Here is an 8773-nt window from a genome sequence, read left to right on the forward strand (position 1 = left end):
CTATCAATAACTTATCGGCAATTACTCCTTATAGAATAGGTCGCATAGTGAAGGCCATTCATGTTAAAATGAGCGCCTTTAAATCAGCCTTTATCATCAATGATGAATAAGGGGCGTATTTTTAGTGCCATCTTTCTAATTAACAGGTCTGCCCATGTCTGCCGATACCATCGCCCGCACTGCCTTTAAACAAGGCACCAAGCCACTTTATGATTATGACAAACACTGGGCGAGCTGCTACGAGCCTGCGCCTTATCTACCGATGAGCCGCAAAGAGATGGACGATCTGGGCTGGGATGCTTGTGACGTTATCATCGTCTCAGGCGATGCCTATGTCGATCACCCAAGCTTTGGTATGGCGATTATCGGTCGCTTGCTTGAGTCACAAGGCTTTCGCGTCGGTATCATCGCGCAGCCAGATTGGAAGAGCAAAGATGCCTTTATGGAGCTTGGTAAGCCAGTCTATGCGTACGGCGTGACCGCAGGCAATATGGATAGCATGATCAACCGCTATACCGCCGATCGTAAAATCCGTAGCGATGATGCCTACTCTCCTGGCAACGTCGCCAACAAACGCCCCGACCGCGCCGCTATCGTTTATAGTCAGCGCTGCCGTGAAGCCTATCCTGATGTGCCGATTATCTTGGGCGGTATTGAGGGCAGCTTACGCCGTATCGCGCATTATGACTATTGGTCAGACAAAGTGCGCCGTAGTATTTTGCTCGATGCGCGTGCGGATGTCTTATTGTATGGTAATGCTGAGCGCGCCATCGTCGATGTGGTACATGGTCTGTCAAAAGGCTATAGCTTTGAGCAAATGAGTAAGCTACGCGGTACAGCGTATTTATTGACCCCAACGCGTCGTCATTGGCAAGCGGATATGACTGAGGTCGCCAGTAACGATGTCGATACCGTTGGCCGTGTCGATCCGATCATCAACCCGTATGTCATGACCGAAGACGTTGATAGCTGCTCAATTGAGCAAAACAAGCCATTGGACTCGCCTGTTGGGCAAGCCATGCCGTCGTCCATGTCATCAATGTCGTCACAGTATCAGGGTTTTGTCGCTGAGCCCGTCACTGACAAAGTCATTAACGCTGACCAAGTGGATACTGATACCCAAGTGGTACAGATGCGCGGCTTTGACAATGCGTTTAATAAGCCAAAAACCGCCCGCAAGCACAAAATTAAAATGCCCCCACGTGAGCAAACGGTGATTCGTCTGCCTGACTATGAGCATGTCAAATCTGACCCTGTGCTTTATGCGCATGCCAACCGTATCTTACATTTAGAGACCAATCCGGGTAACGCCCGCGCGCTGGTGCAGCGTCATAGCAGCGGTGCAGGTAACTCACATACTTCTATCGATGTCTGGCTGAACCCACCACCGATTCCACTCTCAACAGAAGAGATGGACTATGTGTTTGACCTGCCCTATGCCCGTTTGCCGCACCCAAGCTATGGCGATGCGCGCATCCCTGCTTATGACATGATTAAGTTTTCGGTCAATATCATGCGTGGCTGTTTTGGTGGTTGTACCTTCTGCTCGATCACCGAGCACGAAGGCCGCATTATCCAAAACCGTTCAGAAGACTCAATCTTGCGCGAAGTCGAAGCGATTCGTGATACCGCACCTAACTACACTGGCGTGATCTCTGATCTTGGTGGCCCAACAGCCAATATGTATCGTCTGAGCTGTAAAGACGAGATGATTGAAAAGAACTGCCGTAAGCCCTCTTGCGTCTATCCTGATGTCTGCGAAAACTTGCTGACCGATCACAGTAATTTGACCAAACTGTATCGCAAAGCCCGTGATATCAAAGGCGTGAAAAAAATCCTGATTGCTTCAGGTTTGCGTTATGACTTAGCGGTTAAAGATCCTGAATACGTCAAAGAATTGGTCAGTCATCATGTCGGCGGTTATCTCAAGATTGCCCCAGAGCATTCTGAAGAAGGCGTGCTATCGAAGATGATGAAGCCAGGCATGGGCAGCTACGATCAATTCAAAGCGATGTTTGAGCAGTACAGCGCCGAGGCTGGCAAAGAGCAGTATTTGATTCCTTACTTCATCGCCGCCCACCCGGGTACCCGTGATGAAGACATGATGAACCTTGCGCTGTGGCTAAAAAGTCATGGCTACCGCGCTGACCAAGTACAGGCGTTTTATCCAAGCCCGATGGCAACCGCTACGACCATGTATCACACCCACAAAGACCCACTACATAAGATCAGCCGTAGTGAAGGTGACATGGATATCGTCAAATCTGGCAAGCAGCGCAAACTGCACAAAGCGTTCCTGCGCTATCATGATCCAAAAAACTGGGCACTACTACGTAAAGCGCTACAAGACATGGGCCGTAGTGATCTGATTGGCAAAAACCGTGGTTGCTTGATTCCGCCATTCAATGCACACTTAGAGGGGCGTGATGCGGCGCAAGACAGCTATCAGTCAGCACGCAAAAAGAACAGTCGCCTAGGCAATGACTCGGTGAAGCGTAGCAACAACTCGTCAAAGAACAACGCTGCAAACCGTGCTGGCACAAGCAAAAATACGGTCGGCAAAAATACCAAGAAAAAAGTCAGCAAAGGCAACTTCCAAACTCAGCATACAGGTCTGCCACCGCGCAAAACCAAATAGTTTTATAAGAAATAGCATTAAAATATGATCTAAACGTGGATCGTGTTAAATCCATAAAAAGCCCCTATCAGCGCTCAGTTGATAGGGGCTTTTTTTGTCTCACTCATTAGTGAATAAATAGTCAAATGACGATCATTTATCTTTCAATAGGCTGGCGATGGTAAGTTACATTTGTCAGTGATTGGGTAACGAAGCTAACAGGTAATGAACAATTTCTAACACGGCAATACTTCGTTTTCGCTACTATAAGCCTCATATGCTAAACGCATTATTAAGAACAAGTAAATGACACCAGTAATACTTTGGAGAGAATGATGAATACCATCACTAAAATTGCAACTGCCCTACCTGCCTTTGCTCTGCTAAGTGCCTGTGCCACGACCGCGCCTACCATGCCAGATGAGACTGATACCTCAACGCCAGAAAAAGTCATTGCCGCTTATGATCGCATGGCAGCCGCCCCTTATACCTGTACCGATGGCAGCACCATCATGGCAAAGCAGTCTATTAACAAAAAACAAGTCATGCTCAATGCCACCTTACCCAAAGTAAAATGGACAGAGCAAAAGCTCGTCTTAAACGGTGATGTAAAAGGCGACGTCGCAAGCTATGTCAACGATTCAAATCCAAAAGCGGTCTATGCGTGGCACATGAAAGGTGACAAAGGAATCTTTGCGATGAAATGGGCAAGCGGCCAAGAATATAAAGTAAACTGCCAACTCTAATTACTCAAAGATAAGCAGCGCTCTATCAAAAATAAAACAGTCGCCCTTGAGCGGCTGTTTTTTATACGTGTTCTTTATACACATCTTCTCTCTGATAATTATGGATATCACCAGTGCTGGTTTGTTTTGCTAGAGAAGCACACCGAAACCTGTCAAAATAGCCTTAGCACCAATTAATGATGATCAATAATAAAAAGGATAACCCGATGGCGACGCGTCTGATAACGATGATGATAATGGCAGCTGCGAGTATGTGGGCGCTGACAGGCTGCGACGATAGCGTCAAAACCCCTGATACATCCGCCGAAACAGCGGCGACCGCATCAGACTCGTCAATACCAGCAGCCGATCAGATAGACTGGTCATTAGTCGCTAGTGGGACCAAGCCTGCCGACCCCACCAACTATAAGTATCCATTTGCAATCGATAGTCAAAACGTCCGTGACTATGCAGATTACTTCGATGTGGACGCGGCGACAGCGCAGCACAACCTCACTATCAGTATGGCAAGTAACGAAGCCCTATCCAAAGTCTTGGATCAGCTGAGCGAAACCTATGTCTCACATGAGCTGACCGATGGTAACGAGATGACACTGGTCATTCATACCACACCCAATGTCGCTGCCAGTACCTACGATTATGTATTATCAGACGACTTTGCCAAAGGATTGGTATTACCTATTTTGATTAAACCAGATGGCAAAAAAGGCGACGCAAAGGCGCATGGTGAGATGGTGGAGTAGCTCGATGTATCGGTTACGCATCATCAAACCATTTGATTATAATAAAGCGCGAATCAGCATATAACCACCCATGCCGAACATCATGACATTTTCGGTTAAAGAGATCGCACCCAGTGGTACATTACTATCGGCGCGTACGTGGTGTCGTCTGTCTCGGGTTCTTAATTGCCCAAAAATACTTGCAGATCATCATTGCCGCCAATGCGCTTGCCATTGATAAAGGTCTGCGGCGTGGTCTTGACCCCAAGCGTCTCTTTGACCAATGTATTCTCATCTTGGGTGGTGATATGGCGATCAATGATGTCATAGCCTGCGTGCTTGAGCGCATCGATTGATTTGAGGCCAAACGGACATAGGTGGTCTGGCATCACCATCCGAAAGATGATGGCAGACTGCCCGCCTTCTTTGCCGATATGCTCGCCTTGTAGAATATCGATGAGGTGCTGTACTTGCGGGCTGTGACTGTCGTCTATAGTGTCGGACTCAGACTGATGATTGGTATTGTCTGCCATAACGCGCTCCCTACGTTTTGCTTATTCACTGCTTGATAATAATTTCTTATGACTGTGACTATTATCTTATAAGTATCGGTAAGGGCGATCTGAATCAATCTTGTTAACTTTGTTAGGTTTAATGATAAGTGATAGCGTGTGTTTTGGTTAGGCAAGGTTCTTATGCAGAAGACTGGAGTAATGATTCAATTTTGACTTTTAAGAGTATTTTTTAGATAAATTACTCTAACTTATATATATCATTGACAATTCGATTAGTAGTTATATAGATGCAATAAAGATATAGTAATTTACAATAGTATATTGTATAGTTACCACTATAATGTATTGACAGGGCTGTCAACAGCTGAAAGTGTGTCAAATTATGATCATACAAGAAAAATATACGGTACTTACTTAATGCATAAATTGTTAAATCTTGATATCCAAGCCACCAACTCTATTCGTGCAAACTGGATAGAACAAGTCGAGAAAGGTGATGATAGCGGTCTCGAACTCACAGACTCTTTCTTTGATTACCTTATGAGCGGTAATTACTTTGGAGATTTGCTGCAAAGGTCTAATCAAATAACTTATCTTTCGGTAGTTGATCCAAGTGATCAAGAAGTGGTTGCTATAACTGAAATTGTATACGCTCGCCAAGGTGCTAAATCTATATGCAAAATCATGGACATATCTCATGCACCAAAAATAAGTAATTTAGAAGATGAAGCGTATATAAATAAAAGTTTCGATATATTACTTTCTATTCTAGCGCATATGTTGGAGATCAATAAATCAACTAATCATGGCATTACAAAGATCTATGCGAGAGATGATGCCGCTCGAGATACAATTAAACAAATCCACACACATACAGAAAAAAATGTTTTAGAAACAACAGGGTTTAAAATGAAAACATCAGGCTATCGTTGGCTTGAATTTGAAAAAATTTAATCCTGTATATAAATTTGCTAAAGGAGCAAGGTTATGAAAAATCTTCAAGAAGTTAATGTAGATTTAAGGATGTTTGAAACTTTGGATAGTGCGCTACGCCAATCTTACGTTGATGCCTTAAATAGTAAAGTAGAAGAAGGTTTTGATCCACGTCAGATTCTAGCTACTGATATTTCTAAGACAGACTTTTCTATCAGTGTTGCAGCTTAAAATACTCCTAAATGTATTAAAGAAAACCTACCTAACATGGTAGGTTTTTTTGTATCCTATAGTGAACCATCCTAGGATTGTCGGAGACTCAACATTCTGACAGAGTACGACAATGAAAAGATAAACTTACACTCCTGAAATTAAAGAATGCGCCGTTCGTATGCTAATTGAACCAGCGAGCGACTATCCATCCAACTGGTCAGCTATCCAAGCCATTGAAACTAAGACTGGCTATACGCTTGAAGCTCTACAATCGTGGCATAAACAACGTATCGAACAAACCACTCCTGCATCCGTAGTGGTAGGATACGCCCAAAAACTAACGCATAAATATAAAAAATTTTCTCAAAGGTGCGCTGATCGCACCCTACTCAAAAATATGCCAAATGCTTACTCTTGCGCGAATGAGTAAAGCAACCGGACTCTCTACTAAAGTTGAAGAAAAAAACTTTACGCGAGGAACGAGCGCCAAGTGAACCATTAAAGAAAAACGGCTCATGACCTGCATATTGGCCCATTTTAAAAGCACTCAATGCTGAGGCCATGCTTTTAAATCTTTATCTTTTGCTCTTGCGCTAGGGACGAGCGTGTTATTAAAGTATGATCTAACCAGAAAATTCCCTCTAAGGGATTTTCACTTGCGAACTTAAAATTGCAGTGCAATTTTTTAACGGTTCTCCCCAACCATCGCCAAAAACTCATCTTCACCCACTACTTTTACACCCAGCTTTTCCGCTTTGGTCAGTTTGGAGCCAGCCTTTTCCCCTGCTAGTAGCGCGGTGGTTTTTGCCGAGATACTGCCTGAGACTTTTGCACCCAGCGCTTGTAGTTTGGCCTTGGCTTCATCACGCGCCATGCTATCGAGCGCACCCGTGATGACCCACGTTTGCCCATCGAGTGGTAGCCCTTCGGATGCGACCTGCTCGACCTTATCCCAGTGCACGCCAGCTTCACGTAGCGCCGTGATGACTTCGATATTGTGCGGCGCACGGAAGAACTCATAGGTCAGCTCAGCGGTGATTTCGCCAACATCGGGCGTTTTTATCAAGGTCTCAATATCGGCAGTCATTAAAGCGTCAAGATCGCCAAACTGCTGCGCGAGGTTTTGCGCGGTGCTCTCGCCAACACCGCGAATACCAAGCGCATAGATAAAGCGCGCCAGTGTCGTGTACTTGCTCGCCTCAATAGCGTTGATGATGTTTTGTACCGATTTTTCGCCCAGCTTTTCAAAGTTAATCAAATCATCGGTGTGCTTGTGCAACTGATAGATATCAGCGACCGTCTTGACCAAGCCATGCTCAAAAAAGCTAATGAGCCAGCGCTCGCCCAAGCCATCAATGTCCATGGCGCGGCGCGAGACGAAGTGAATCAGCGCCTCTTGCTGCTGCGCGGGGCAATACAGTCCACCTGTGCAGCGCGCCAAAGCTTCGTCTTCTGGTAGGATGACAGGCGAATCACAGACAGGGCACGCGCTGGGTAAAGTGACAGGCTCGCTGTCTGCGGGGCGCTGCTCGTGCCAAACGCGGGTGACCTTGGGGATGACATCACCTGCACGGTGCACGCTGACCATATCGCCTGCGCGCACGTCAAGGCGCTGGATCTCACCAAAGTTATGCAAGGTGACATTGCTGACGGTGACGCCGCCGACTTTGACGGGTTCGAGCTTGCCCACTGGCGTGATTTGCCCTGTACGGCCAACTTGCCATTCGATATCGTTGAGACGCGTCATCACAGTCTCGGCAGGGAATTTATAGGCCGTCGCCCAGCGCGGTTCACGAGATAAAAACCCAAGCTGCTGCTGTAACGCAAGGCTGTTGACCTTAATCACTATGCCATCGATTTCAAATGGCAAATCGGCACGACCCTCTATCACGGATTCATAGTACGTCTGGGCGGCGCGTGGATTGGCGACCACTTCTACAGCGCTGACGGTAAAGCCAAGCTCTTTTAACCAAGCAAGTGCATCGGACTGGGTTTCAATCGCCGCCGGCAGACCTTGATTGACCGAATACGCATAAAACGCCAGCGGGCGGCTGGCAGCAATGCTGGGGTCGAGCTGGCGCAAACTGCCTGCGGCGGCGTTACGCGGATTGGCAAAGACTTTGTCGCCTTTTTCACTGGCAATGCGGTTCAGGCGTTCAAAGCCTGCTTTGGGCATCAACACTTCGCCGCGCACTTCTAATAGGTCAATGTCCGCGACTTCGGGCAGCCACTGCGGTAGATTGCGGATGGTTTTGGCGTTTTGGGTGATGTCCTCGCCCGTCTGCCCATCGCCGCGCGTGACCGCTTGGACAAATTTGCCATGCTCATATTTTAATGAAACGGCCAATCCATCAAGCTTCAGCTCCATCTCGTATTCAGGGTTTTGCTGCGAGTCGCTAAGACGATCATTGACACGGCGCATAAAGTCACGCAAATCATCATATTCAAAAACATTACCCAGTGACAACATTGGAATATCATGCGTGACTTGAGTAAAAGCGGAGAGCGGCATATCGCCGACTTGATTGATTGGGCTATCTGGCTGAACCAAATCTGGATATTCTTCTTCAATCTCAAGCAACGAGCGACGCAACTGATCGTATTCGCTGTCTTCTAAGATTGGATTATCAAGCACATAGTAGGCGTAGTTGTGCTGTTTGATAGACTCGATAAGCGTGCGCATTTGCGAGACAATTTCTGCATTATTATTTGTGCCGTCATTGGCCGAACTGGCTATATTAGATGTTGCACTTTGTACTTGAGCAGATAGGTTTTTAGAATTATTTGGTGAGGTAGCGTCAGTCATAGTCGGGGTCTTTTTTGTCATTCAAGATGCCGATATGATAACAAGTTTACAGGAGGCTCGGATATAGCCAATCCCATATAAATCAGCTACTGTGTCAGGCTCGCTCAGTCTACTATGTGTAGTACTTTCACTCACCTTCCTCGTATCTAAATTATCTTGAACCGACTCTAGGGCGTGTTGAACATTCGCAAATAGGCACTGCTGATCGCTAAAATTGTTCC

8 protein-coding genes are annotated in these 8773 nt (G+C 46.3%); 6 read left to right on the forward strand and 2 right to left on the reverse strand.

Translation table 11 applies throughout. From position 1 onward, the window contains the following. The first annotated feature begins 154 nt into the window (after window positions 1-154). From L0G63_RS04050 to L0G63_RS04060, 3 genes are all read left to right on the forward strand, one after another. Window positions 155-2638: a YgiQ family radical SAM protein gene (locus L0G63_RS04050; protein ID WP_301449475.1), complete on the forward strand. Its 2484-nt coding sequence runs from the start codon at window positions 155-157 to the stop codon at window positions 2636-2638. A gap of 314 nt (window positions 2639-2952) precedes the next feature. Further along, entirely contained in the window at window positions 2953-3363 is a 411-nt protein-coding gene (locus L0G63_RS04055) for a hypothetical protein (protein ID WP_301449476.1), read from the forward strand. A 206-nt stretch (window positions 3364-3569) separates the two neighbouring features. Beyond that, window positions 3570-4106 carry a hypothetical protein gene (locus tag L0G63_RS04060; RefSeq protein ID WP_301449477.1) on the forward strand — a complete coding sequence of 179 codons (537 nt, stop codon included), beginning with the start codon at window positions 3570-3572 and terminating at the stop codon, window positions 4104-4106. Window positions 4107-4267: 161 nt separating this feature from the next. Here L0G63_RS04060 and L0G63_RS04065 read toward each other — a convergent pair whose 3' ends face one another. Further along, window positions 4268-4618 (reverse strand): glutaredoxin domain-containing protein, encoded by a 351-nt coding sequence (locus L0G63_RS04065; protein ID WP_301449478.1) that lies wholly within the window; start codon window positions 4616-4618, stop codon window positions 4268-4270. Between the two features lie 354 nt (window positions 4619-4972). On the opposite strand from L0G63_RS04065, the gene L0G63_RS04070 reads away from it, so the two are divergent. The 3 genes from L0G63_RS04070 (at window position 4973) to L0G63_RS04080 (ending at window position 6176) form a co-directional block, all read left to right on the forward strand. Next, window positions 4973-5554, forward strand: a complete 582-nt coding sequence (locus tag L0G63_RS04070) for a hypothetical protein (RefSeq protein ID WP_301449479.1) — start codon at window positions 4973-4975, stop codon at window positions 5552-5554. Window positions 5555-5587: 33 nt separating this feature from the next. Continuing rightward, window positions 5588-5764, forward strand: coding sequence for a hypothetical protein (locus tag L0G63_RS04075; RefSeq protein ID WP_288999760.1), 177 nt, complete (start codon window positions 5588-5590; stop codon window positions 5762-5764). A 160-nt stretch (window positions 5765-5924) separates the two neighbouring features. Continuing rightward, window positions 5925-6176 carry a hypothetical protein gene (locus L0G63_RS04080; RefSeq protein WP_301449480.1) on the forward strand — a complete coding sequence of 84 codons (252 nt, stop codon included), beginning with the start codon at window positions 5925-5927 and terminating at the stop codon, window positions 6174-6176. Window positions 6177-6431: 255 nt separating this feature from the next. On the opposite strand, the gene ligA is transcribed toward L0G63_RS04080, so the two are convergent. Next, complete coding sequence (gene ligA, locus L0G63_RS04085; protein ID WP_301449481.1) at window positions 6432-8552, reverse strand: NAD-dependent DNA ligase LigA; 2121 nt, start codon at window positions 8550-8552, stop codon at window positions 6432-6434. Between the last annotated feature and the right edge of the window lie 221 nt (window positions 8553-8773).

This window comes from Psychrobacter sp., assembly GCF_030454045.1.
Lineage (GTDB): Bacteria > Pseudomonadota > Gammaproteobacteria > Pseudomonadales > Moraxellaceae > Psychrobacter.

Coding starts and splice junctions, on each gene's coding strand:
- L0G63_RS04050 (WP_301449475.1), top strand. CDS start 155: ATGTCTGCCGATACCATCGCCCGCACTGCCTTTAAACAAGGCACCAAG.
- L0G63_RS04055 (WP_301449476.1), top strand. CDS start 2,953: ATGAATACCATCACTAAAATTGCAACTGCCCTACCTGCCTTTGCTCTG.
- L0G63_RS04060 (WP_301449477.1), top strand. CDS start 3,570: ATGGCGACGCGTCTGATAACGATGATGATAATGGCAGCTGCGAGTATG.
- L0G63_RS04065 (WP_301449478.1), bottom strand. CDS start 4,618: ATGGCAGACAATACCAATCATCAGTCTGAGTCCGACACTATAGACGAC.
- L0G63_RS04075 (WP_288999760.1), top strand. CDS start 5,588: ATGAAAAATCTTCAAGAAGTTAATGTAGATTTAAGGATGTTTGAAACT.
- L0G63_RS04080 (WP_301449480.1), top strand. CDS start 5,925: ATGCTAATTGAACCAGCGAGCGACTATCCATCCAACTGGTCAGCTATC.
- ligA (WP_301449481.1), bottom strand. CDS start 8,552: ATGACTGACGCTACCTCACCAAATAATTCTAAAAACCTATCTGCTCAA.